20 protein-coding genes and 2 tRNA genes are annotated in these 24,333 nt (G+C 61.4%); 10 read left to right on the top strand and 12 right to left on the bottom strand.

Annotation, left to right across the window (positions count from 1 at the left end):
* The first annotated feature begins 174 nt into the window (after positions 1-174).
* Entirely contained in the window at positions 175-1,770 is a 1,596-nt protein-coding gene (locus AB5Y48_RS08200; protein WP_050667519.1) for a methyl-accepting chemotaxis protein, read from the top strand.
* A 67-nt stretch (positions 1,771-1,837) separates the two neighbouring features.
* Here AB5Y48_RS08200 and AB5Y48_RS08195 read toward each other — a convergent pair whose 3' ends face one another.
* On the bottom strand, positions 1,838-3,364 hold the full coding sequence (locus AB5Y48_RS08195) for a fumarate hydratase (RefSeq protein ID WP_136613621.1): 1,527 nt from the start codon (positions 3,362-3,364) through the stop codon (positions 1,838-1,840).
* A gap of 204 nt (positions 3,365-3,568) precedes the next feature.
* Between AB5Y48_RS08195 and pabB the strand changes: the two genes are divergently transcribed.
* The 4 genes from pabB (at position 3,569) to AB5Y48_RS08175 (ending at position 8,534) form a co-directional block, all read left to right on the top strand.
* Positions 3,569-4,936, top strand: coding sequence for an aminodeoxychorismate synthase component I (gene pabB / locus AB5Y48_RS08190; protein ID WP_368164164.1), 1,368 nt, complete (start codon positions 3,569-3,571; stop codon positions 4,934-4,936).
* Complete coding sequence (locus tag AB5Y48_RS08185; RefSeq protein ID WP_050667517.1) at positions 4,933-5,529, top strand: CoA pyrophosphatase; 597 nt, start codon at positions 4,933-4,935, stop codon at positions 5,527-5,529. Before pabB ends, AB5Y48_RS08185 begins: the two co-directional genes overlap by 4 nt.
* Before the next feature lie 187 nt (positions 5,530-5,716).
* A complete protein-coding gene (locus tag AB5Y48_RS08180; protein ID WP_050667516.1) occupies positions 5,717-7,015 on the top strand; it encodes a serine/threonine transporter in 1,299 nt (432 codons plus the stop codon).
* A gap of 136 nt (positions 7,016-7,151) precedes the next feature.
* Positions 7,152-8,534 (top strand): L-serine ammonia-lyase, encoded by a 1,383-nt coding sequence (locus tag AB5Y48_RS08175; protein WP_050667515.1) that lies wholly within the window; start codon positions 7,152-7,154, stop codon positions 8,532-8,534.
* Between the two features lie 87 nt (positions 8,535-8,621).
* Here the strand turns inward: AB5Y48_RS08175 and AB5Y48_RS08170 are convergent, their stop codons facing one another.
* Positions 8,622-8,870 carry a DinI-like family protein gene (locus tag AB5Y48_RS08170; RefSeq protein ID WP_060586314.1) on the bottom strand — a complete coding sequence of 83 codons (249 nt, stop codon included), beginning with the start codon at positions 8,868-8,870 and terminating at the stop codon, positions 8,622-8,624.
* Positions 8,871-8,938: 68 nt separating this feature from the next.
* On the bottom strand, positions 8,939-9,172 hold the full coding sequence (locus AB5Y48_RS08165; protein WP_368164162.1) for a hypothetical protein: 234 nt from the start codon (positions 9,170-9,172) through the stop codon (positions 8,939-8,941).
* A gap of 178 nt (positions 9,173-9,350) precedes the next feature.
* On the opposite strand from AB5Y48_RS08165, the gene AB5Y48_RS08160 reads away from it, so the two are divergent.
* The 4 genes from AB5Y48_RS08160 (at position 9,351) to AB5Y48_RS08145 (ending at position 12,676) form a co-directional block, all read left to right on the top strand.
* The gene (locus AB5Y48_RS08160; protein WP_368164161.1) at positions 9,351-9,725 is read left to right on the top strand and encodes a helix-turn-helix transcriptional regulator; all 375 of its coding nucleotides are present in this window, start codon (positions 9,351-9,353) and stop codon (positions 9,723-9,725) included.
* A gap of 155 nt (positions 9,726-9,880) precedes the next feature.
* Entirely contained in the window at positions 9,881-10,921 is a 1,041-nt protein-coding gene (gene selD / locus AB5Y48_RS08155; protein ID WP_050667511.1) for a selenide, water dikinase SelD, read from the top strand.
* A complete protein-coding gene (gene mnmH, locus AB5Y48_RS08150; protein WP_368164160.1) occupies positions 10,911-12,020 on the top strand; it encodes a tRNA 2-selenouridine(34) synthase MnmH in 1,110 nt (369 codons plus the stop codon). Before selD ends, mnmH begins: the two co-directional genes overlap by 11 nt.
* A gap of 11 nt (positions 12,021-12,031) precedes the next feature.
* A complete protein-coding gene (locus AB5Y48_RS08145) occupies positions 12,032-12,676 on the top strand; it encodes an MBL fold metallo-hydrolase (protein WP_224163684.1) in 645 nt (214 codons plus the stop codon).
* A 108-nt stretch (positions 12,677-12,784) separates the two neighbouring features.
* Here AB5Y48_RS08145 and rplY read toward each other — a convergent pair whose 3' ends face one another.
* The 5 genes from rplY to AB5Y48_RS08120 all read right to left on the bottom strand — a co-directional run bounded on the left by rplY (position 12,785) and on the right by AB5Y48_RS08120 (position 19,551).
* Positions 12,785-13,072 (bottom strand): 50S ribosomal protein L25, encoded by a 288-nt coding sequence (rplY, locus tag AB5Y48_RS08140; protein ID WP_050667508.1) that lies wholly within the window; start codon positions 13,070-13,072, stop codon positions 12,785-12,787.
* Between the two features lie 107 nt (positions 13,073-13,179).
* Positions 13,180-13,908, bottom strand: a complete 729-nt coding sequence (locus tag AB5Y48_RS08135) for a hypothetical protein (RefSeq protein ID WP_224163683.1) — start codon at positions 13,906-13,908, stop codon at positions 13,180-13,182.
* Positions 13,909-13,950: 42 nt separating this feature from the next.
* A complete protein-coding gene (gene hrpA / locus AB5Y48_RS08130) occupies positions 13,951-17,835 on the bottom strand; it encodes an ATP-dependent RNA helicase HrpA (protein ID WP_224160152.1) in 3,885 nt (1,294 codons plus the stop codon).
* Between the two features lie 167 nt (positions 17,836-18,002).
* A complete protein-coding gene (locus tag AB5Y48_RS08125; protein ID WP_050667505.1) occupies positions 18,003-18,422 on the bottom strand; it encodes a CBS domain-containing protein in 420 nt (139 codons plus the stop codon).
* A gap of 58 nt (positions 18,423-18,480) precedes the next feature.
* Positions 18,481-19,551 (bottom strand): helix-turn-helix transcriptional regulator, encoded by a 1,071-nt coding sequence (locus AB5Y48_RS08120; RefSeq protein WP_368164157.1) that lies wholly within the window; start codon positions 19,549-19,551, stop codon positions 18,481-18,483.
* Between the two features lie 937 nt (positions 19,552-20,488).
* Between AB5Y48_RS08120 and AB5Y48_RS08115 the strand changes: the two genes are divergently transcribed.
* Positions 20,489-21,742, top strand: a complete 1,254-nt coding sequence (locus tag AB5Y48_RS08115) for an amidohydrolase (RefSeq protein WP_368164156.1) — start codon at positions 20,489-20,491, stop codon at positions 21,740-21,742.
* A gap of 26 nt (positions 21,743-21,768) precedes the next feature.
* On the opposite strand, the gene yjjG is transcribed toward AB5Y48_RS08115, so the two are convergent.
* From yjjG to AB5Y48_RS08095, 4 genes are all read right to left on the bottom strand, one after another.
* Positions 21,769-22,452 carry a pyrimidine 5'-nucleotidase gene (gene yjjG / locus AB5Y48_RS08110; RefSeq protein WP_136613629.1) on the bottom strand — a complete coding sequence of 228 codons (684 nt, stop codon included), beginning with the start codon at positions 22,450-22,452 and terminating at the stop codon, positions 21,769-21,771.
* A 1-nt stretch (position 22,453) separates the two neighbouring features.
* Positions 22,454-23,944 carry a leucyl aminopeptidase family protein gene (locus tag AB5Y48_RS08105; RefSeq protein ID WP_368164155.1) on the bottom strand — a complete coding sequence of 497 codons (1,491 nt, stop codon included), beginning with the start codon at positions 23,942-23,944 and terminating at the stop codon, positions 22,454-22,456.
* Positions 23,945-24,068: 124 nt separating this feature from the next.
* Positions 24,069-24,145 (bottom strand) — tRNA-Met (locus tag AB5Y48_RS08100).
* 58 nt (positions 24,146-24,203) lie between these two features.
* A tRNA-Met gene (locus tag AB5Y48_RS08095) sits at positions 24,204-24,280 on the bottom strand.
* Positions 24,281-24,333: the final 53 nt, after the last annotated feature.

Raw genomic sequence — 24,333 nt, 5'->3', positions numbered from 1 at the left:
CACTTTCATGCGATTGCGCTGGATCAACTCTGTGCGCTGGCGCCCAATAACCGAGCCCTTTGACACCCATCAGGTTAAGTTATTGATAAACTGCGCCGATAAGGATGTACCCCTGATGTTGCCACCTCGTCATGGCGGCAAATGATGACGACTCATGAACATGGACGCCAAACCATGCGTAATCTCTCGCTAAACCAGAAGATCTTTCTCCCCCTGTCTCTGGTCATAGGCTCAACCTTTTTTCTCTCCTACGAACTCTCGGCCTGGCTGCAGCGCGATCTCTCCCTCAAGCTGGTCACCGAGAAGATCGACAGCGCTGCCAACACCTATATGGATCAGCTCAATGTGCTGATGATGACAGGCACCATCGGCAACCGACAGATGGTCCAGACCAAGCTCAAAAGCGAGCCGGGTGTGGTCGAGGCCCGTCTGGTCCGCGCCCCCGCGGTCAGCGCCATCTTCGGCCCCGGCTTTGCCGATCAGAAGGTGGTGGACGAGTGGGACAAGAGGGCCATCGAACAAGGGGAAGAGATCCTGGCGGTCGAGGGTGAGCGACTCACCCTGATCAAACCCTTCAAGGCCTACAAGGAGTACCGCGGCACCCAGTGCACGACCTGCCACCAGGTGCCTGAGGGAACCGTGATGGGGGCGGTACGCATCACCTATGATCTCGGTCACACCTTTGCCGAGATCAGGCACAACAACTGGCTTCTCGTCGGTGCCATGACCCTGGTATTTGGCCTCGGCTTTGCGGTGCTCGCCTGGGTACTACAACGCTATATCAAACGTCCCATCAAGGCGCTGCAGGGTACCGTTACCCATATCGCCGCCAGCCGGGATCTCTCCCTGCCTCTGCCCCGGGCCGGCAAGGATGAGCTCGGTGCCATGACCCGGGCGGTGGACGAGATGGTGCAAGGGTTCAAGAGCAGCCTGCAAGAGGTGGAAACGGCGAGCCGCCAGATCCTGAGCGAATCAGAGAAGATCCGCGGCGTCGCCGCCAGCACAGAGCAGCACGCCAACAGCCAAAACGATCAGACCGATCAGGTGGCCACCGCAGTGACCGAGCTCGATGCCAGCTCCAGCGAGGTGCGCCAGCACAGCGAACGCAGTGCCGAGCTCTCGGCCCTCACCGACAGGGACGCCGCTCAGGCGAGCCGCCTCGCCCAAGCCTCTATCGGCAGCATGGGTGAGATGTCGGCCGAGATCAGCCGGGTCGATCGGGTGATCCAGGCTCTGGACGAGCGCTGCCTGGCGGTGGACGGGGTGCTGGAGGTGATCAAGGGGATCGCCGATCAGACCAACCTGCTGGCTCTCAATGCGGCCATTGAAGCCGCAAGAGCCGGTGAGCAGGGTCGCGGCTTTGCGGTGGTGGCCGACGAGGTGCGGGCGCTGTCGAGTCGCAGCCGCGCCGCCAGCGAGGACATTGCCCAGATGATCAAGGCGCTGCAGGAGGAGGCTCAGAGCGCCGTCGGCGTCATTGGCGATGCCGAACACAAGGCCGAAGAGAGCATCATCCGGACCCGGGAGACCCTGGATGCCATGCAGACCATCATAGAGCGCATCGCCACCATCAACACCCTTAATGGCCAGATGGTGCAGGCAGCGTCGGAGCAGAGCCGGGTCTGCCACGACGTAAGCCTCTCGGTCAACGGCATCCGCGACGTGGCCCATGAGACACTCTCCCAGGCCCGCGCCGCCAACATGGCCTGCGCCGAGCTGGTGACCCTCTCCAACCGCCTCGAGTCCCTGCTCAACACCTACCGCTGGTGATCTCGCCGCGATAAAAAGGCGCATCCTTTCGGATGCGCCTTTTTGCTTCTGATCCCGCCCCGGGCTATCAGGAGGAGAGCTTGCCGTCGAGCTCGGCAATCTTGGCCGACCAGAAGGCCGGGCCAGTCTCGTGGATGTTGTTGCCTTGCGAGTCGACCGCCACGGTCACCGGCATATCTTCCACCTCAAACTCGTAGATGGCCTCCATGCCCAGATCGGCAAAGGCGACCACGCGGGCCTTCTTGATGGCCTTGGCCACCAGATAGGCGGCGCCCCCCACGGCCATCAGGTAGACGGCCTGGTGCTCCTTGATGCACTGCACGGTTTTCGGACCGCGCTCGGACTTGCCGATCATGCCGATGAGGCCGGTCTGGCCCAACATCATGTCGCTAAACTTGTCCATCCGGGTGGAGGTCGTGGGGCCGGCGGGGCCGACCACTTCGTCACGCACCGCATCGACCGGCCCCACGTAGTAGATGAAGCGGTTGGTGAAGTCGACCCCTTCCGGCAGCCCTTCACCGCGCGCCAACATGTCGGCGATACGCTTGTGGGCGGCGTCACGACCGGTGAGGATCTTGCCCGACAGCAGCACGGTGTCACCGCTCTTCCAGCTGGCGAGCTCGGCCTTGGTGATGCCATCGACGTTGACCCGGCGCACGTTGCCCCCCGCCTCGCGGGTGATCTCGGGCCAGTCTTCGAGCTTGGGCGGGGTCAGCTCGGCCGGGCCGCTACCGTCGAGTTCAAAATGGACATGACGGGTAGCCGCACAGTTGGGGATCATCACCACCGGCTTGGAGGCGGCGTGAGTCGGCGCGGATTTGACCTTCACATCCAGCACGGTCGTAAGGCCACCGAGGCCCTGGGCACCGATGCCGAGCTTGTTGACCTTGTCATAGAGCTCGACGCGCAGCTTCTCTTCAGTGGTGACGGGGCCGCGGGCGATCAGCTCCTGAATGTCGATATGCTCCATCAGGGCCTCTTTGGCCAGCACGGCCGCCTTCTCGGCGGTGCCGCCGATGCCGATACCCAGCATGCCGGGCGGGCACCAGCCGGCCCCCATGGTCGGCACTGTCTTGAGCACCCACTCGACGATGTCGTCGGAGGGGTTGAGCATCACCATCTTGGACTTGTTCTCGGAGCCACCGCCCTTGGCGGCGATGCTCACCTCGACCTTGTCACCCTGTACCATCTCGATGTGGACCACGGCCGGCGCATTGTCTTTGGTGTTCTTGCGGCTGCCGGCGGGATCGGCCAGCACAGAGGCGCGCAGCGGGTTATCCGGGTTGGTGTAGGCGCGGCGGGTGCCTTCGTCCACCATCTCCTGCACCGTCATGTCGCTATCCCACTGCACCTGCATGCCGATCTTCACGAAGCAGGTGACGATGCCGGTGTCCTGGCAAAGGGGGCGGTGGCCTTCGGCAGACATGCGAGAGTTGATCAGGATCTGGGCCAGGGCATCCTTGGCGGCCGGATTCAGCTCTCTGTCATAGGCCGCCTTGGCAGCCTGAACGAAATCGAGGGGATGGTAATAGGAGATGTATTGCAGGGCATCTGCGATGGAATCGATAAAATCCTGTTTTTTTATGATGCTCATAATTGCCTCACTGGCCTTGCCTAACGTGCTGAATATCCTGGCAAGGGTGCCATGACGATGCCGCGATCGGACTGAACTGCTAGCTGACCGCTTCCCGCGGCGACTTTGCTCCATTTTGCCGGGCTATGATACGCTCCCGAGCACCGAAACGACTAGGGATCAGGTCGCAAAACTGCCGTTTGCCGGTTTAACGCCTTAAAAAACATGACGACGCATCGATACATAGCCCCCTTCCCTGCCGCCAACCTGCGCACCTTCTTCAGCCGCCTCGCCGGTGAGCCTTGGGCCATGCTGCTCGACTCGGCCGGAGAGCCCGGCGAGGACAACCGCTTTGACATCCTGGTGGCCGATCCTGTGGCCACTCTGGAGACCCGGGGAGCCTCCACTCATATCCGCCAGGGTGGAGAGACCCATCACAGCACAGATGATCCCCTCGCCCTGCTGGCCCAGTGGCAGGCGCAACTGCTCGGCCCCCAACAGGTAGAGACGATACCTCTGCCGTTTACCGGCGGAGCCCTGGGGCTGTTTGGCTACGACCTGGGGCGCCGCTTCGAGCGTCTGCCAAACCAGGCCAAGGCCGATCTGCGCCTGCCCGATATGGCGGTGGGGATCTACGACTGGGCCCTCATCCGTGACCATGAGATTGGCATCACCCAACTCGTGGTACAAGGCGACAAGGCGCAATGGCAGGCCCGCCACGACTGGCTGCTGGGCCACCACGAACCGCCCCCCGCCCCCTTCGCCCTGACCTCGCCCTGGGCCAGCAACATGAGCCGCCAGGAGTACGGTGAAAAATTTGACGCCATCCAGGCCTATCTGAGCGCCGGGGACTGCTATCAGATCAACCTGACCCAGCGCTTCTGTGCCGGCTATCGGGGGGATGAGTGGCAAGCCTATCTGCGCCTGTGTCAGGGGAACCGGGCTCCCTTCTCTGCCTTTATCAGGCTGCCCGGCGCCGCCATCTTGAGCCTGTCGCCGGAGCGCTTCTTGCGCCTTGCAGGGCGAACAGTCGAGACCAAGCCCATCAAGGGAACCCGGGCACGCCATCCGGATCCCGAGCGCGACGCCGCTGCCGCCATCGAGCTCTCCCAGGCCCCCAAGGACAGGGCCGAGAACCTGATGATCGTGGACTTGCTGCGCAACGACATCGGCCGGGTCTGCACGCCGGGCACGGTGAACGTCCCCCATCTGTTCGCCATCGAGAGCTTTCCGGCGGTCCATCACCTGGTCTCCACGGTGCGCGGTGAACTGGCCGCAGGCTACACGGCGGTGGATCTGCTGCGTGCCTGCTTCCCGGGCGGCTCCATCACCGGCGCCCCCAAGATCCGCGCCATGGGGATCATCGAGGAGCTCGAGCCGGTGCGCCGCTACGCTTACTGCGGCAGCATCGGCTATATCAGCCAGCATGGCCAGATGGATACCAGCATCACGATCCGCACCCTGATCGCCGAAGCCGGTCACCTCTATTGCTGGGCCGGCGGCGGCATAGTGGCCGACTCCCAGGTCCATAGCGAATATCAGGAGACCTTCGACAAACTCTCGCGCATCCTTCCCCTGCTGGAGTCACCATGACCCGCGACGAGCTGCTCGTCCGCTATCTGCTCACCCGGCCTGCGGCGCCTGGCGCCGCCCACCGGGCCGATCTGGATCAGGCCGCCGTCCTGCTGCCCCTGGTGCTGCGCGAGAGCGGATGGCAGCTGCTGCTTACCCGCCGCGCCCGCCACCTGCGCCACCACGCGGGCCAGGTGAGTTTTCCCGGCGGGCGGCGCGATCCGGAAGATGCGAGCCTCATCGCCACGGCCCTTCGCGAAACCCGGGAAGAGCTCGGCATCCCCCCCTCACACCTGACGGTGCTCGGCCACCTGCCCCCGATGCCAACGGTGTCGCGCTTCTGGGTACAACCCGTGGTCGCCCTGCTGAGCCCCGACTATGTGGCCACCCCCAATCCTCACGAGGTGGAGCGCGCCTTCGAGGTGCCCCTCGCCTTTCTGTTGACCCCCGCCCACCATCAGGGATGGGCGGTCGAGCGGCGCGGTGAGCGTCACACCATCTGGTTTATCCCCTGGCAAGAGGAACTCATCTGGGGAGCCACGGCCGCCATCATCCGACAACTGGCCAGTCAGCTGGCCCCACAACATTTCCGAAACACAAAAGAGCCCCAATAGGGGCCCATTAACATTCAATTTACGTTTAAACCTTTTCAAAAAAGTTTAAAAATTATCGATAAGATCACGATTCTATACATTTGTTGATATGAACCCCGTGAAAAGTGGAATTTGATCAACATTTTTCACTACAAACCCTGTATTCTTGCGCCGCATCATAAGAACCACACACATATGGGGTGTTTACATGTCTGACAACGTCACAAGCGCGCAAGGAATTGCTAGCCGTCAGGAGCAAGGAATCAGCTCCGCCACGTCCTGCGGTTGGACGAAACAAGACACAACCTGGGTGATCAGCCTGTTCGGTACCGCCGTCGGCGCCGGTATTCTGTTCCTGCCCATCAATGCCGGTATGGGCGGCTTTTGGCCCCTGGTGGTCATGGCCCTGCTGGTCGGTCCCATGACCTATTTTGCCCACCGCGGTCTGGCCCGCTTCGTGCTCTCCTCCAAGCAGAAGAATGCCGACATCACCCAGGTCGTGGAAGAGCATTTCGGCATGGGCGCCGGCAAGCTCATTACCCTCCTCTACTTCTTCGCCATCTATCCGATCGTGCTCATCTACGGTGTCGGTATCACCAACACGGTCGAGAGCTTCATGGTCAACCAGCTGCAGATGACGGCGCCACCGCGCTGGATCCTCTCCATCGTGCTGATCATGGGCATGATGTCGGTGATGCTGGCCGGTGAGAAGCTGATGCTGAAGGTCACCGAGCTGCTGGTCTACCCGCTCATCGCCATCCTGGCCGGCCTCTCCCTCTACCTCATTCCGGACTGGAGCGGCGCTGCCCTGTCCCAGGTACCGAGTGCCAAGGATTTCGCCACCACCCTGTGGCTGACCATTCCGGTGCTGGTGTTTGCCTTTAACCACAGCCCGGCCATCTCCAGCTTTGCCCTGGCCCAGCGCCGCGACAACGGCGACAACGCCGTGGCCAAGTCCGATGCGATCCTCAAGCGCACCAGCATGGTCCTGCTCGGCTTCGTCATGTTCTTCGTCTTCTCCTGCGTGATGAGCCTGACCCCTGCCCAGCTGGCCGAAGCCAAGGCCCAGAACATCGCCGTGCTCTCCTACCTGGCCAACCAGCACGCCAGCCCGATCATCTCCTACTTTGGTCCGCTGGTCGCCTTTGTGGCCATCGTCTCCTCCTTCTTCGGCCACTATCTGGGTGCCCGTGAAGGCCTCAAGGGGATCATCGTTCAGCAGATGCGCAGCAGTGGCAAACAGCCGAACATGAAGAAGATCGAGGTGTTCATCATTGCCTTCTTCATCCTGACCCTGTGGGGGACTGCGGTGGCCAACCCCTCCATCCTCGGCATGATCGAGTCCCTGGGCGGCCCCATCATCGCGACCATCCTGTTCATCATGCCCATGTACGCCATCAAGAAGGTACCGGCCATGGCCAAGTATCAGGGCGCCATCAGCAACGTCTTCGTGACCGTGATGGGTCTGACTGCCATCTCCGCCATCCTGTTCCAACTGGTTGGCTAAGAGCCAAGATCGCCGATCCAAGGGGCTGCTTTTGCAGCCCCTTTTCATTTCTGGGCCCTGGTTCACGCCACCACCTTTCCATGAGGCTCAAAAAAGTGACAATATTTAGACAAAATTCATAATGGAGCCTCGGCCCATGATCAGCGTGTTTGACCTCTTCTCTATCGGGATCGGCCCCTCCTCTTCCCACACCGTCGGCCCCATGCGTGCCGCCCATGCCTTCATCCAATTCCTGGCGCAACAACAGAGCCTGTCACGCACCACACGGGTCGAGACCGAGTGTTATGGCTCCCTCGGCCAGACTGGCAAGGGGCACGGCACCGGTAAGGCGATCATCCTGGGACTGGCGGGTTTTGAACCCGACACAGTCGATATCGATCTCATCCCGTCCTTTCTCGGCGCCGTCGAGCAGAGCGAAACCCTGGCGCTGGGCGGGCAACAGCCCAGCCACTTCCCGCGCCTCGGGGCCATTATCTTTAATCGCCGCAAGAGTCTACCCCTGCATGCCAACGGCATGACGTTCAGAGCCTTTGACGGCGATACGCTGCTGTGCGAACAGACCTACTACTCCATCGGGGGCGGTTTTATCATCGAAGAGAGCCAGTTTGCCTCGGCACGGGAAGAGGCCAATGAAGAGGCACGCCAGCACCCCATCCCCTACCCCTTCGACAGCGGTGCAGAGCTGCTCGCCCACTGCAGGGAGAGCGGCCTCTCCATCGCCGCCGTGATGCTGGCCAACGAGAAGGTGTTTCGCCGCGAGGAAGAGATCAAGGCGCGGCTGCGCCGGATCTGGGAGACCATGCGTGCCTGCGTCACCCGTGGCTGCAAGAGTGAAGGGATCCTCCCCGGTGGACTCAAGGTCAAGCGCCGGGCGCCGGCCCTGTTTCGTCAGCTCACCAGCGAGGCAGGGTTTAACAAGGATCCCCTGATGGTGATGGAGTGGGTGGATCTCTTCGCCCTGGCCGTCAACGAGGAGAACGCCGCGGGGGGGCGAGTGGTGACCGCACCGACCAACGGCGCCTCCGGCATTATCCCGGCGGTACTGCACTACTACGATCGCTTCGTGCACCCGGTCGATGACGATCACCTGGTGCGATTCTTCCTCACCGCCGCCGCCATCGGCATCCTCTACAAGAAGAACGCCTCCCTGTCGGGGGCCGAGGTGGGATGTCAGGGGGAGGTAGGCGTCGCCTGCTCCATGGCGGCCGGCGCCCTGGCCGAGCTGCTGGGGGGAAGTCCGGACAACGTGGAAAACGCCGCCGAAATCGGCATGGAGCACAATCTGGGGCTCACCTGCGATCCGGTGGGCGGCCAGGTGCAGGTGCCCTGTATCGAGCGTAACGCCATGGGGGCGGTCAAGGCGATCAACGCCGCCAAATTGGCCCTGCGCGGTACCGGGGAGCACAAGGTATCGCTGGACAAGGTGATCAAGACCATGCGTGAGACCGGGCTCGACATGAAGACCAAGTACAAGGAGACGGCGCGCGGGGGGCTGGCGGTCAATATCACCGAGTGTTGAGCTATCCCATGGTGCGCGGGCATCGTTGTCCCCATCAAAAAAAGAAGCCAGCCCCGGTGGCTGGCTTCTTCCATGACACGGGTACGGCTAGGAGGAGGCCACCTCCGGCATCCAGCTGTCGGCCTCTTCCCACACCGACTGCACCAGCGCCTCAAGCTCTTCGCGCTCCTCCTTGCTGGCCCGGGTGATGTTCATGGCCATGGCGCTGCCATGGGCCACCCGGATCAGGATATCGGGATAGATCTCCTGCAGTCGCGCTTGCAGCGCCTGATAGAGGGCATCCATCACTACCTGGGTGATCTGATGCTTACGGTCGATAATGATCTCTACTTTCATCCTTGTGCGCCTCATCACGCCTCACGAAACACCTGTATTTTTATACAGTGAATTTGTTTTGTAAAGGATCATCGCGAGGGGGGCAAGGGGAAATCGGGACGGAAATAACAGCTCGGCTCACTCCCCTCGGGCCAGTGCGGAGCCTGACCAGGCTCCACCAGCACCCAACAGGTGCGCTCGGGCAGGGAGAGTTCGGCGATAAGACCCGCGACCCGTGGCGCCACCCCCTCGCCCTCCTCGAGGGTAAGGGGAAAGGGTCCACAGCAGATCTTGCCAAGGTAGAGATAGAGTTCCCACGGCATGGATAATGACACCTCCTGCCAGCCTATTGACTCATGTATCAAAGGAGGGTCCCAAGGTAGGTGGCCGGAGCGGGCAAAGATATAGCCCTTTGCCTATGCTGTTTCAAAGATGAAATACCTGTCAGATCTGACAAGGCCATCACCATGAGCACGGGCAACCGCTGAAGGGAGTTGCCCCATGAGAAAGATCCGCAAAGCCTATCTGAGCCCGGCCGACCTCGACTATGTGAGGGCGGCCAAGCTGCACCTGAGTCAGCTACTGCTCGAGCGGGGCTGGAATGCCAAACAGCTCGCGGCCCTCTCCCATATTCCCGCCTCCACCATCAGCCGCTGGCTCTCCCCCGAGCGGGAGGAATTTATGACTCTGGCCGACGCAGCCGTGCTCAGCCGACTGCTGCGACTCCCCCTCGCCGAGCTCTTCCCTCCCGAGCCTTGGCCCCATGAGGGAGGCAGACTGGATCCGGCCCTGCGCCAGCTGCACACCCTCCCCCCCGAGCACCTCTACTGGCTGCTTGGCCTCTACCATCAGGCGCGAAAACTGTTCCAACCTTGATCTGCACCAAGCCAGGGTGTGGAATTTCAAGCCACCGATTCGAGGCGCCGCCAATATGTGGCATAATGTCGCGTCCTGTGGCCCGAAGGGCATTTGCCACTTCCTCTGCGCCACACCGAATTTGCGGCCCCTGGCCGCCCTTTTGCGAGGTCAACATGTCTTCCGTTCGCCTGACCCAATACAGCCACGGTGCCGGCTGTGGTTGCAAGATTTCTCCCAAGGTGCTCGACACCATCCTCAAGAGCAACATCCCCGGCTTCACCGACCCGACCCTGATCGTCGGCAACAGCAGCAAGGATGACGCCGCCGTCGTCGATATCGGCAACGGTCAGGGCATCGTCTCGACCACCGACTTCTTCATGCCCATCGTCGATGACCCCTTCACCTTCGGCCGTATCGCGGCGACCAACGCCATTAGCGATATCTATGCCATGGGGGGAAGGCCCATCGTCGCCATCGCCATCCTGGGCTGGCCGGTCAATCTGCTCGCCCCCGAGATAGCCCAGCAGGTGGTCGACGGTGGCCGCCAGGCCTGCCATGACGCCGGTATCTCCCTGGCCGGGGGGCACAGCATCGACGCCCCCGAGCCCATCTTCGGGCTCGCGGTCACCGGTATCGTCCCCCTCGAGCGCCTCAAACAGAACGACACGGGCCGCAGCGGCGATCGCCTCTACCTGACCAAACCGCTGGGTATTGGCATCCTCACCACCGCCCAGAAGAAGGGCAAGCTCAAGGCCGAGCACGAGCAACTCGCCCCCGATGCCATGTGCACCCTCAACACCCTGGGCGAGCGCTTCGCCGCCCTGCCCGGCGTGCATGCCATGACTGACGTCACCGGCTTTGGTCTGGCCGGCCACCTGCTCGAGATGTGCGAGGGCTCTCAGCTCACCGCCGAGCTCGACTTCGATGCCCTCCCCCTGTTGCCCGAGGTGGACCACTACCTGGCCGAAGGATGTGTGCCGGGTGGTACCCTGCGTAATCACGACTCGTATGGGCACAAGCTGCCCGCCATGGATGAGCGGACTCGCAACATCCTCTGCGATCCCCAGACCAGTGGTGGCCTGCTGGTAGCCGTGAGCGGCGAGAGCGAGGCCGAAGTGATTGCCATCGCCGCCGAGGCGGGCGTGCACCTTCGCCCCATCGGGCGCCTGAAAGAGCGACAGCAACAGTGGGTCGAGGTCAACCGTGGCGTATAACCAACTTGTGACCGATCTGGCCCCCCTGTTTCTCGAGGATGTGCCCCTTGTCGACCTGCGCGCCCCCATCGAGTTCGAGGAGGGGGCCTTTCCCCACGCCATCAACCTGCCGTTGATGAGCAACGAGGAGCGGGCTCTGGTCGGCACCTGTTTCAAACAGCATGGCCAGGCCGCCGCCATCGAGCTTGGCCACTCCCTGGTGTGTGGCGAGGTAAAAGCCGAGCGGATGGCCGCCTGGCAAGCCCATCTGGCCGCCCACCCGAACGCCGTGCTCTACTGCTTTCGCGGGGGGCTGCGCTCCCAGACGGTACAGCAGTGGCTGGCCGAAGCGGGCCTGGAGCGCCCCCGGGTCGCAGGGGGCTACAAGGCCCTGCGCCAGTTGCTGATCCAGACGGTGGAGCAGAGCGCCCGTGACGATGCCTGGACCGTGCTCACCGGCATGACCGGCTCGGGCAAGACCCACCTGCTCAACCGGGTGGCCCGCGCTATCGATCTCGAAGGACACGCCCACCACCGCGGCTCCTCCTTCGGGCGGCTGCCCGAGGGGCAACCCACTCCCATCAACTTCGATAACGCCCTGGCCATCGAGATCCTCAAGCGTCGTCACCGGGGTGAGCATCACTTTGCGGTGGAAGATGAGAGCCATCTTATCGGCCGCTGCGCCATCCCTCTCCCCCTGTTCGAGCGCATGGGGCGCGCCCCTGTGGTGGTGGTCGAGGTCACCCGGGATGAACGGGCAGAGCAGATCCGCCAGGACTATGTGGTCGATCTGGCAAAGCGCTACCGGACTCGTCACGGTGCCGAAGCGGGCTGGGTACTCTTTTGCGAGGCACTGCTGGAGAGCCTGGCGCGCCTCAAGAAGCGCCTTGGGGATCTGGGCTGGCGCGAACTCGACGCCCTGATGCGCAGTGCCCTCGAGGAGCAGGCGCGCAGCGGTCACAGCGAAGGGCATCTGGCCTGGATAATCCTGTTGCTGGAGCGCTATTACGATCCCATGTACCTCTATCAGCTGGAGAAGAAGCAGGATCGCATCGTCTTTCGCGGCGATCGGGCCGCCTGCCTCGACTACCTCAACCAACTGGCCGATCCGGCCCTCTGACAGGAAATCCCATGCTAAAGTTCGAGGTGATCCCGGTCACCCCCTTTGCCCAGAACTGCTCCCTCGTCTGGTGTGACGAGACCTATGATGCGGCCCTGATCGATCCGGGTGGCGAGCCGGAGAAGCTGAAAGAGGCCCTGAGCCGTCATGGTCTGACCCTGCGCCACATCATTCTCACCCACGGCCATCTCGATCATGTGGGCGCCGCCGATATCCTGCGCAGCGACCTCGGCGCCCCCATCGTCGGCCCCCATAAAGAGGACGCCTTCTGGCTCGAGATGCTGCCCAAGCAGTCCCAGATGTTTGGCTTTCCCCACACCCCGGCCTTCGTCCCCGACCGCTGGCTCGATGCGGGGGAAGTGATCACCCTGGGGCAGCAGCGCCTCGAGATCTTTCACTGCCCCGGCCACACCCCGGGTCATCTGGTGCTGCTCTCACGGGAGCTGCAGGTCGCCTGGGTGGGTGACGTCCTCTTCGCCGGCAGCATAGGGCGCACCGACTTCCCGCGCGGGGATCATGCCACCCTGATCCGCTCCATCAACGAAACCCTGCTGCCCCTTGGCGACGAGATTGTCTTCATCCCGGGCCACGGGCCCAGCTCCACCTTCGGGCGCGAGCGGGTCAGCAACCCCTATCTGACCCAACCCATCTGGTAACAGAGAGCCGCCCCAGGGTGGCTCTGCTCTGTCTGGCCATCTCGTTGCCTGACGCGCAAATGCAAAAAGGCCACCCTGAGGTGGCCTTTTTCTGAAGGTCGTCGGCGATTAGGCGCGAACGAAGTCCAGGTGAACCAGCTTCGGCTTAACCGGGTGACGCTGGATGTCCTTGACCTTAACCTTTACTTCTTCGCCGTTGATAACCAGGGTCAGCACTTCGCTGTAGAACTCCGGCTTCTCTTGGTCGATGATCAGCTTTTTGTGGTCCAGGGTAACGGAAACGGCTTCTTTGGCAGCACCGTAAACGATGGCCGGAACCAGGTCAGCATGACGCAGGCGGCGGCTCGCACCTTTCCCCATGTCAGTACGGACTTCAGCTTGGTATACGAAAGACATAGCAATATCTCTTATCTGGATGAATGAATGGTGATGACTGCGACCGGTCAACACCTCGCAAAACGAGCGCGAATACTAGCACGGCCCCTCTTGGCAGGCAAGCCGCATCATCGCTGCAAGGCGATCACCGCCGCCTGACGCTGGGCCGCCGTCATCGCCTGATAGCGCTGCAGGTGATCGGGCCCGGGGCAGCGCAGCTCGCTTCCCGAACGCACCTGACCCCGAGGGCCCAGACGGGCACGGTTTTCGGCGTGCAGGGCCAACACCAGGGTGTAGGTATCACTGCCCCGCTCCCGGGCCAGGTTATCGGCAATGCGCCAAAGGGTCTCCCCCGCCCCTACCCGGTGGCATACCCCCTGTGGCAGGGGGGAAGGGTCAATCGCCGGGGCCTGCTCGACCTCCCGGAGGGTGTGCGCCGTTTTGGGATGCCAGGGCTCCTGCCAACCGGCCCACTCCCGGATCAGAGGCACTCGCTGGGCAGGTAGCATCTCGATCTGCGAGGCAGGGGCAGGAGTCACTCCAGGCCGCACGCTGACCCCATAGGCCATCTCGTCGATGCGGCGCAGACGCATCTGATAGACGCGAGAGAGCTGGGGGGCACCTTCAAACAGGGTAAAGGGAGGCTTGAGGCGGGCGGGGAAGAGCAGTTGCCAGCGGCCGTGACGCTGCTCTGTCTCCAGCACGGGAAACTGATTGCCGTGCCAGGCCGCAAAGATCTGTGGCAAGGGGCGCGAGGTGGGATACCAGGCGGGATCGAGTGCCACCCAGGTCTGCTCTGCCAGCGGCATATAGCCGCTGACATTCACCGAGACCAGTGCAAGCCAGCCAAGCAGCATTCCCTTGCCTCCATTTATCGCTTTGTTATCAGTTGCTTGAGCTTAGCATGCCTCGATGGCGTTCAATACCCGCTTGTCCGAAACCGGATAGGGGGTGCCGAGATTCTGGGCGAAGAAGGAGACGCGCAGCTCCTCGATCATCCAACGGATCTCGGCCACCTCGGGGGCCATGGGCTGCCCCTTGGGCACCTTGGCCAGCAGGGCCTGATAGGCCTGCTCGACACTCTGCACCTTGAGCATGTAGACCCGATCCCGGTTGGCATCGACCGCCAACTTCTCGAGCCGGCGCTCGATGGCGCGCAGGTAACGAAGCAAATCGGGCAGGCGCTTCCAACCGGTCTCGCTGACGAACCCCTTGTGGATCATCCGCTCCAGCTGGGCCTGCACATCCGACATGGCAAAGGCCGTGTCGAGCTGCATCTTGCCCTTGAGCCGTTTTCTGATGTCGTGGGCCAGGGTCAGCACCGCCTCCACCTGGCTGGCGACCTCCACCACCACATCGTTCAGCTCGGCGCGCACAAACTCCTTGAGCGTCTCGAACTTCTCGCCGTCCCAGGCCACACCACCATGCTGTTCAATCAGCTTGTCACAGCCGCAGGCGATGCAGTCATCGATAAGATCGCTCACCTTGCCAAAGGGGTTGAAGTAGAGCCCCAGCTTGGCCTTGTTGGGGAGCTTCTCCTGCAGGTACTTGATAGGCGACGGCACGTTCAGGAGGATGAGGCGACGCTGGCCGGCCCACATCAGCTGCTGCTGCACCACCGGGCTCTCGACCAGGGTAATGGCCACCGAGTCCTTCTCATCCACCAGCGCCGGATAGGCTTTCACCTCGAAGCCGCTGCGTTTTTGACTGTACTCCCTGGGCAACTCACCAAAACTCCACAGGGTCAGACCCGACTGCTCGATGTCGTCATCCGCCACCCTGGAGAGGGTCTCTTGCACCTTGCCGCGCAGGGACTCCTTGAGGGCGAGCAGATCCTTGCTCTCGGCCACCTTGCGCTGGCGCTCGTCCACCACCCGGAAGGTGAGCTTCAGGTGATCGGGCACCCCGCTCCAGTCCCAGGCCTCGCGATCCACGCTGACACCGGTCATGCGCTTGAGGTGGCGCTCCATGGCATCGAGCAGCGGCCCCTGCTCGGGGCTGATGGAGGCCATCAGCGCCTCCGCATAGTTGGGGGCCGGCACAAAGTTCTTGCGCACCGGCTTGGGCAGGGACTTGATGAGGGCCACCAGGAGCTCTTGCCGCAGCCCCGGGATCTGCCACTCGAAGCCCACCGGCTCCACCTGGTTGAGCAGCGGCAGCGGGATGTGCAAGGTGACGCCGTCGGCGGCCTCCCCCGGCTCAAACTGGTAGCTGAGCTTGAGCTTCAGACGCCCCTGATGCCAGCTGTTGGGGTAGTCGAGCTCACTCACGTGGGCGGCATCCCCCTTCATCAGCATCTCGCGCTCGAAGTTAAGCAGTTCAGGATCGCGCTGCTGCGCCCCCTTCCACCACTTGTCGAAGTGGCGTGCCGAGACCACCTCCTCGGGAATGCGCGCCTCGTAGAAGCGGAACAGGTCCTCGTCGTCCACCAGGATGTCGCGCCGGCGCGACTTGTGCTCGAGGGCCTCGACCTCGGCCAGGAGCTTGCGGTTCTCGCCAAAGAAGCGGTGGCGGGTCTCGAAATCCCCCTCCACCAGGGCATGGCGGATGAAGAGCTCGCGGCACAGTGCCGGATCGAGACGGCTGTAGTTGATGGGCCGCTCGGCGACTAGGGTGAGGCCAAACAGGGTCACCTTCTCGCTCGCCATGACGGCGCCCTGCTTCTTCGACCAGTGGGGCTCGCTGTGGTGCAACTTGATGAGATGGCCGGCCAGCGGCTCTACCCACTCGGGCTCGATGCGGGCGTTGATGCGGGCATAGAGGCGCGAGGTCTCCACCAGCTCGGCGGCCATCACCCACTTGGGCGGCTTCTTGAACAGACCCGAGGCCGGGAAGAGGTGGAAGCGGGCATTGCGCGCCCCGAGAAACTCGCTCTTCTCCAGATCCTTGTTGCCGATGTGACTGAGCAGGCCGGTGAGGATGGCGCAGTGAATGCTCTTGTAATCCCCCTGCTCGCTGTTGTTCTTAAAGCCCAGCTCCTTGACGGTCTGGCGCAGCTGGAAGTGAATATCCTGCCACTCACGCACCCGCAGGTAGGAGAGAAACTCCTTCTGGCACTGGCGACGGAAGGCATTGCTCGAGAGCGCCTCCTGCTGCTCCTGCAGGTAGTTCCACAGGTTGAGGAAGGCGAGAAAATCCGAGTCTTTGTCGTCAAAGCGGCGGTGCTGCTCGTCGGCGGCCTGTTTTTTTTCCATCGGGCGCTCGCGCGGATCCTGGATGCTCAGGGCCGAGGTGATCACCATCATCTCTTTAAGGCAGCCGGTGGCAGCCCCGGTGATCACCATCTTGGCCAGACGGGGATCGAGGGGAATGCGCGCGAGCTGGCGACCGGTCTCGGTGAGGCTGAGCGCCTCACGGCCGTCGCGGCCACGCCGATCCTCAACCGCCCCCAGCTCTTTGAGCAGGGAGAGACCATCTTTGATGTGGCGCGACTCGGGCGGCTCGACGAAGGGGAAGGCCTCCATGTCCCCAAGGCCCAGGGAGAGCATCTGCAAGATGACCGAGGCCAGGTTGGTGCGCAGGATCTCGGGATCCGTGAAGGCGGGGCGGCCGTTGAAATCTTCCTCCGAGTAGAGGCGGATACAGATCCCGTCCGCCACCCGGCCGCAACGCCCCTTGCGCTGGTTGGCACTGGCCTGGGAGACCGGCTCGATGGGCAGGCGCTGCACCTTGGTTCGCCAGGAGTAGCGGCTGATCCGCGCCGTACCGGGATCGATCACGTAGCGAATACCCGGCACAGTGAGGGAGGTCTCGGCCACGTTGGTGGCGAGCACGATACGCCGCCCCGCATGGGGCTGGAACACCTTGTTCTGCTCGGCATTGGAGAGGCGCGCATAGAGCGGTAACACCTCGGTGTCACGCAGGTTGAGCTTGCGCAGGCCATCGGCGGTATCGCGAATTTCCCGCTCTCCGTTCATGAAGACGAGGATATCGCCGAGCCCCTCATGGCTGAGCTCCTCGACCGCATCGAAGATCCCCTGCAGCTCGTCCCTGTCATCCGCCCCGTCGGTCAACGGGCGATAGCGCACCTCTACCGGGTAGGTGCGGCCCGATACCTCTATGATGGGCGCCTTGCCGAAGTGGCGGGAGAAGCGCTCCGGATCGATGGTGGCCGAGGTGATGATCACCTTGAGATCGGGCCGGCGCGGCAGCAACTCCTTGAGATAACCCAGGATGAAGTCGATGTTGAGGCTGCGCTCGTGGGCCTCGTCGATGATGATGGTGTCGTACTGGGTGAGCAGCCGGTCATGCTGAATTTCCGCCAGCAGGATACCGTCTGTCATCAGCTTGATGTGGGTCTGCTCGCTCACCTGATCGGTAAAGCGCACCTTGTAACCCACGTATTGGCCGAGTTCGGAGTGCATCTCCTCGGCAATGCGCGCCGCCACGGTGCGGGCCGCGAGACGCCGCGGCTGGGTGTGGCCGATGTAGCCCTTCACCCCGCGCCCCAGAGAGAGGCAGATCTTGGGGATCTGGGTGGTCTTGCCCGAGCCGGTTTCGCCGGCGATGATCACCACCTGATGATCGCGAATAGCGGTGGCAATTTCATCCGCCTTCTGGCTGACGGGGAGATTCTCGGGATAATTGACCCTGGGAACACCCGCCAGACGAGTCTGGTAGCGCTGCTCGGCCTGACGCAGATCGGCGTCGATGGTGGCGAGCACCGCCTCCTGTTTGGCCGCCGGCACCTTGGCGACACCGTGCAGACGCTTGGCCAACTGGCGGGCGTCGAGGTTCATGCAGTGGGCGAGTCGTGCCCGCAGGGCAGGAAGAGTAAGAGACAAGAGAGAGATTCCTGATAGCCATCGATGGGGTCACCCTCGCAGGGGAATGACCGATTAACGCAATGGCACGATCCTAAAGATCCCCTCGGACTGGCGCAAGAAAAAGGCGGTCGGCAATGACCAGGAGAAAGGGACGGGTTACCCCGTCCCTCGTCGTCGATGCATCCTCAAGCCGGATGATTGATAAAGCAGTCCTGCAGTTGCTCGTTGATGGCCTTTAACACCAGATGACGGTTGATGACCCCCACCAGGCGCCCGTCTTCAAGCACCGGGTACATCTTGGGTTTGTGCTCCGTCATCATGCTGGCCAGCTCCAGCACCGAGCTCTCGGGCCCGACACTGAGTACCTCTTTGCGCATCACATCCCCCACCAGGGCTACCCGCTCGCAGTGATAGGTCTCCTTTATCATGGTGGCGATACAATCTTGTTCCGAGATCCAACCCAGCAGGTGTCCCTGCTTGTCCACCACGGGTCCCCCCATCTGGTTGCTGTGCAAAAACTTCTCCACGGCAGCAGGTATCGTGGTATCGGGCGACAGGGTCACCGGGCGCACCAACATATAATCCTTTACTTTCAATGAGTGCATATCTTCCCCCAACGCGTTGCGACTGCTCAGGCAGCGACACCTTGAGTGTAGACACGCCTCATGAAATGGATTGCAGCAAGAGCAAGAGCTCGCTCTGACTGTGACAATCGGTCTTCTTGAAGACACTCTTGAGGGTCGAGCGGACCGTTTCGACCTTGACTCCGCGCAGCTCGGCAATATCGCTACTGCTGTAACCCTTGCTCAGCAACAGCAGCAATTCCCGCTCGCCGCTGGTCAAGGGATAGAGATTGCCTATGGCGGCGATATCCGGTGAGAAGGCGTGGTCCGGATCGCGGATCACCAGCTCGATATAACGCTCGGCATTGCGCAGTCCGCTCATCAGGCTGGCCTGCAGCAACAGGGGTCGTAATCCTCCCCCTCGGGTCACCGACAGATAGCGGGGAGAGCCCGGCGTCGAATAGGTAAAACCGGCGAGCAATTCGCGAAATTGACGTTGCTGATCCTTGTTGTTGACCGACAACACACCATGTTGCATTCGTAATTCATGATTATCATCTGCAATACGGTTAAATTCCGCGTTGGAATATTGCACCCCACCCTTCTCGTCAACGATGGCTACCGCTTTATTCTGATGTTTGATGAGCTGCTGCAATTGATGATTTTGCAATTCGAGCCCAACCAGATTCCAATAGTGACGACTCCAGGAGGCCAATCCAAAATAGAGGCCATCCCAAACATCAATTTCCTTATCACCGAAGTCTGTCTGCTGCTGATCCCGATATGAGCTGACGCTCGCCAGACCATAACCGCTGACACGACACACGCCCCCGATGGCAAAGTGAGCGCCAAAACCGGCCAGCAGGCCCGCCTTGTTGCTGAGGGTATTGGCCTTGACGACCCCTTTGCACCCCTTCTCGAGATAATGGTTGAACCAAATATCCTGGCGATGATGCTGAATGTAATAGTGATGCTGAGCCTCGCTCAGACCACTGGAAAAAAGCGTAATCCTGCCATTTCTCTCTTCATCTCTGAGCAGCAGCAGAGATAATGCACTCCCAGAATCTCTGCGCACCTCTTCCAGCACCAAATTGATATCGGAATCATTTATACCGCACTCATAGAGTTGCGCTAAATAGTGCGGCAATCTTTCTTGCGCTGTCCTCAACACCCCTGAACTCCTTTTTATTATTTTGCCAAGCGATACTAACCGGATGTGAATTCTGTGAGAAGTAAAAGATAAGCACTCCCATCTTCATTGGCCAACGATGCTCACCACCATTACTGTCAAGTTCTTTATCCAGATGGCATCGACCCCCCTGTGTGGTGAGCGTAACCCGCGGGGGTCATACCCGCGCGGCTATCGGAAAGTGACCCCGTTGGCGTCTTGGCCGCGAGCCGCCCATGATGGAGCCCATCAAATCCCAAGGTTGTTTTTCACACAAAAGCACGACAGGAAGTGGCACTTCACCCACCACATCATACAAATCGACCATTTCTTACAAAAAAAGAAGCCTTCAGAGGGCTGCCGCATGAAAGAAATCTGCAAGGCGGCTTGCTCAGCCTTTCTTGCAACCATCTCACCCGCTCTCTAGCAAGAACTTAAACAACCACAAAAACAATTACTTACCAAAACAAAAGACACAAAAAAACCACACCTCCCCCGCCCAAATTACTCACAAAAGAAAGATGGAGAAAACAAGGTTAAAACCAGACAACCATAGATATGGCTACATTTTTTCATGTTTTCTATTGAACTAATGTCTCTGAATGGTATGATTGCTTCATAATCAACCACATCGAGGAGAGCGGAGATGAAAGAATTTATCGTTACTGCAGTTTTTACCGTCTTTTTTGCCCTGATTGCCACATCCGTTCCCTCTTTGGCCCAGATGTGAGTCAAACCGGCGCTGGCGCTGAGAGTTAAAGAGACAGACGTCTCCAAAAGCGGGGCGATAAATGCTTGTTACAGGCATTTATCGCCCCTTTTTTGTGCCTGAAAAAACCATCCGGTCACACATTTACTGCTCCTACCAGAAGATCAACCCCCTTGCCTGCCAGGCCCAAGGGAGCACAATAGCCTGCGTATCGCTGACGAGGAGAAAAAGATGCACGTCGATGAGCTGGTCACGTGGCGACGGGATCTGCACCGCTACCCCGAAGCCGCCTGGAAAGAGTTTCGCACTACCAGCCTGATAGCCCGTCACCTGGAGGCATCGGGATACTCCCTGCTCCTTGGGGAGAGTCTGCTGGCGGCCCCCTTTGTGATGGGTCGTGAGGTCGATGTGGAGGCCGAGAAAGCCAGAGCCTTGCATCAAGGGGGCGATCCCGCCTGGCTCGAACGCATGGGGGATCTGACCGGTGTCATGGGCCTGTTGGAGACCGGTCGCCCGGGCCCCACCCTGGCCTTTCGTTTCGACATCGATGCCGTCGAGGTGAGCGAGAGCGATGATCCCCATCACCCGCCGGTGCGAGACGGGTTCTGCTCACAGAATCCGGGATGGATGCACGCCTGCGGCCATGATGGCCACACCGCCATCGGTCTTGCACTGGCAACCAGGCTGATGCAACACAAAGCGCAGCTTTGCGGCCGTATCAAGCTGCTGTTCCAGCCTGCCGAAGAGGGGTGCCGTGGTGGCAAGGCGATGGCATCCGGCGGGGCCCTCGATGATGTAGACGCACTGCTCTGCCTGCACCTCGGGATCCATGCCGACAGTGGCGAGCTAGTCCTCAATCCCACCGATTTTCTCTGCTCCACCAAGTTCGATGTCCACTTCTTCGGCACGCCCGCCCACGCAGGCCTGGAGCCCAACGCCGGCACCAACGCGCTGGCGGCCGCCTGCAGCGCCACCACGGCACTGTTCGGTATTCCCCGCCATCGGGATGGCATGACCCGGATCAACATAGGCACCCTGCAGGGGGGAAGCGGGCGCAACGTGATTGCCGAACATGCCCTCCTGTGCGGGGAGACCCGTGGCGCCGCCCCTCACCTCAACGACTATATGTTCGGGCAGGTGCAGCGGATCGTGGAGGGTACGGCACTCGCTTACGGAGTGACCTATCGCATCATCAAGCAGGGAGAGGCACAGGGCCTGGCCAACTCCCCCGAGCTGCTGAGCGAGTTGGCGCCATTGGCCCGGGATGAGGGGCTGGAGGTGGTGCCGACCCGGCGCTTCGGTGCCAGCGAGGATGCCGGCTTTCTGATGGAGCGGGTGCAGCGCGCAGGGGGGCAGGCGGCCTATCTGGTGCTGGGTGCCACACTCGCAGCCCCGCACCACCACAACGCCTTCGACTTCGATGAAGGCGTCCTGGTGCAAGCGGTCAACCTGCTGGAGCGATGGGCCCTCACCCGGGCCCGTTGATACACCAAGGGGGCCGGCATGGCCCCCTACTCATCGATGCCGATCACGTCCAGCAGTTGGGAGATATGATGGATATGGTGGGTCGGGTGACAGACAGTATCGCTAAAACCGGGATCGTACCAGCAGGTCGACAGACCCGCCTCGGCCGCACCGGCAATGTCCGCCAGGGGATTGTCTCCGACCATCAATACGCGTCGGGGCTCGCTCACCGGTAACTGTGACAGGGCCAGTTCAAAGATCCCTCCGTGAGGCTTGGAGAGCCCCACCTCATCCGAGACCAGCACAGGGTTAAACCAGGTATCCAGCTGATGGCGTTGCAACCGGCCGCGCTGGGGCAGACTAAACCCGTTGGTGATGATCCCCATGCCAATCCGGCCACGCAACCTGCCCAGCGTCTCCATGACACCATCCAGAGGACGGCTCAAGGCGATGATCGCCTCAAGATAGAGGCGATTGAGCTCCAGGGGATGGTGACCGGTCAGCTGGCCGATGCCGACAAAACGTTCATGCTGCAGATGATGGGCATCGATCTGCCCGGCATTGAAGCGCTCCCAGAGGGTGTGATTCGTCTGTTTATACTCCGCCAGCACTGTGGCATGGGGCTCCAGTCCCACCTGGGTCAACATGGCCAACAGGGCCTCGTGGCCAGGGAAGTCAAACAGGGTCTCATCCAGATCGAACAGGATCCAGTCATAGGCGTAACGGCTCATCTCAACGTCCCTGCTTGCGTGTCTTGGGAAGAAAACGGCCGTCGGCCAGCAGGGCCAGGGTCAAGCGAACACCAAATCCGGTGATCTCACCGGTCACAATCCCCTGCCCTCCCTTATGCCGGAATCCCGAGAGATCGAGATGTAGCCAGGGGGTCTGGGCCGGCACGAAATGGCTCAGGAAACGGGCTGCGTCGATATGATCGCATGAGGCACCGGGGGCGCACTGCAACAGGTCAGCCCACTCGCTCTCCAGAGTCTCGTCATAGTCTTCATCCAGGGGGAAGGGCCAGATCCGCTCCCCACAGCGTCGACCCACCTCGATCAAGGGGACCAACCAGGCCTCGCGATTGCTAAAGACGCCACTATAACGGCTCCCCAGGGCCCGCTTGCAGGCCCCGGTGAGCGTTGCGTAGTCGATCAACAGATCCGGAGTATTTTCCGCCGCCATGGTGAGGGTATCGGCCAGCACCATGCGTCCCTCCGCATCGGTATCGACCACCTCTATGGTCTTGCCATTGATGGCGGTGACAATATCCCCGGGACGATAGGCCCGCGGACCGATATGGTTCTCGGCGATGGCCAACCAACAGTCCACCCCATAGGGCAGTCCGGCACGGGTGATGGCCAGCAGGGTGCCCAGGGCCACGGCGCTGCCGCCCATGTCCAGATGCATGCCATACATGGAGCCGCCGACCTTGAGGTTGTAGCCTCCCGAGTCATGGCAGATCCCCTTGCCCACCAGCGCCAACCGGCCACGCTTGTCACTGACCCGGTGGCGCAGCCGTACGATAGCCCCCTGATCGTCATCGGCCCCCCTGGCCACCGCCAGAAAAGCACCGGCGCCGCGCTCGGCCAGTTGCACCTGATCGTAATCGTGGCACTCCCACCCCTCCTGTTGGGCCAACTGACGGACAAAGCGGCGATATTCACGGGCCGTCAGCTCGCTCGAAGGCAGAGCCGAGAGATAACGGGCCAGGGCATTTCCCTCCACCTCGGCCGTAATACGCGCCGTGTCGATGGCCAATGCGGGGGAGAGAGAGACCCGGCTCAAGGGCCACTGCTCTTTCGGTGCAGACTTGTAGCTCGGCAACGTGACGCGCTGGCTGAGCAGTACCCCGAGCGCGGCGTCGGCAATCAGAGCTCCGGCCTCGGGCTCGAAGCCGTAGAGATGGATGGCCACATGCTCGGCCCTGATCGGCCCGATCTGGCTCACCACAGTCCGCAACTTCTTGTAGAGCAGCGCCTCCGACTCCAGGACTGCGGGCAGGAAGCCGATCCACTGCCACTGACCACCCTCGACCCTGTGGATGACACTGCCCTGATTTAACTGCTCCTGCAGTTGCAACTCGGGACTCTGGGCCTCACCAAGAAAGAAGCCCTTGCGATCTTCGGCGACCAGAATAAGCGCTACCGTGGCATCGGATTGGGAAAGTGTCTCCAGTGACTGCTCAAGCAGGTGGATGGTGGGCGGGGTGTAGCTGAATTCCAACATAGATGAGGCCTGATCCTTGACGACAGACCATTATGATAACCAGCAAGCGAGGGACAAGCCACGCTAACAGATGCTAAGGGGATGAGTAATAAGGAAGAAAAATCAAAAGAGAGGATCAGAATAGTGGTTGCGGGGGCCGGATTTGAACCGACGACCTTCGGGTTATGAGCCCGACGAGCTACCGAGCTGCTCCACCCCGCGTCCAAATTGTCACCCCGATGTGAGCAGAACATCGAAGCCTTTGCCTTGCGGCTCAAGTTGGTTGCGGGGGCCGGATTTGAACCGACGACCTTCGGGTTATGAGCCCGACGAGCTACCGAGCTGCTCCACCCCGCGTCCGAATTGTCACCTCGATGTGAGCAGAACATCGAAGCCTGTGCCTTGCGGCT

It is taken from the genome of Aeromonas sp. R6-2 (assembly GCF_040908155.1).
GTDB lineage: Bacteria > Pseudomonadota > Gammaproteobacteria > Enterobacterales > Aeromonadaceae > Aeromonas > Aeromonas schubertii.
Note: the sequence above shows the minus strand (reverse complement) of the source record. Positions and strands in the feature narration are given on the sequence as shown.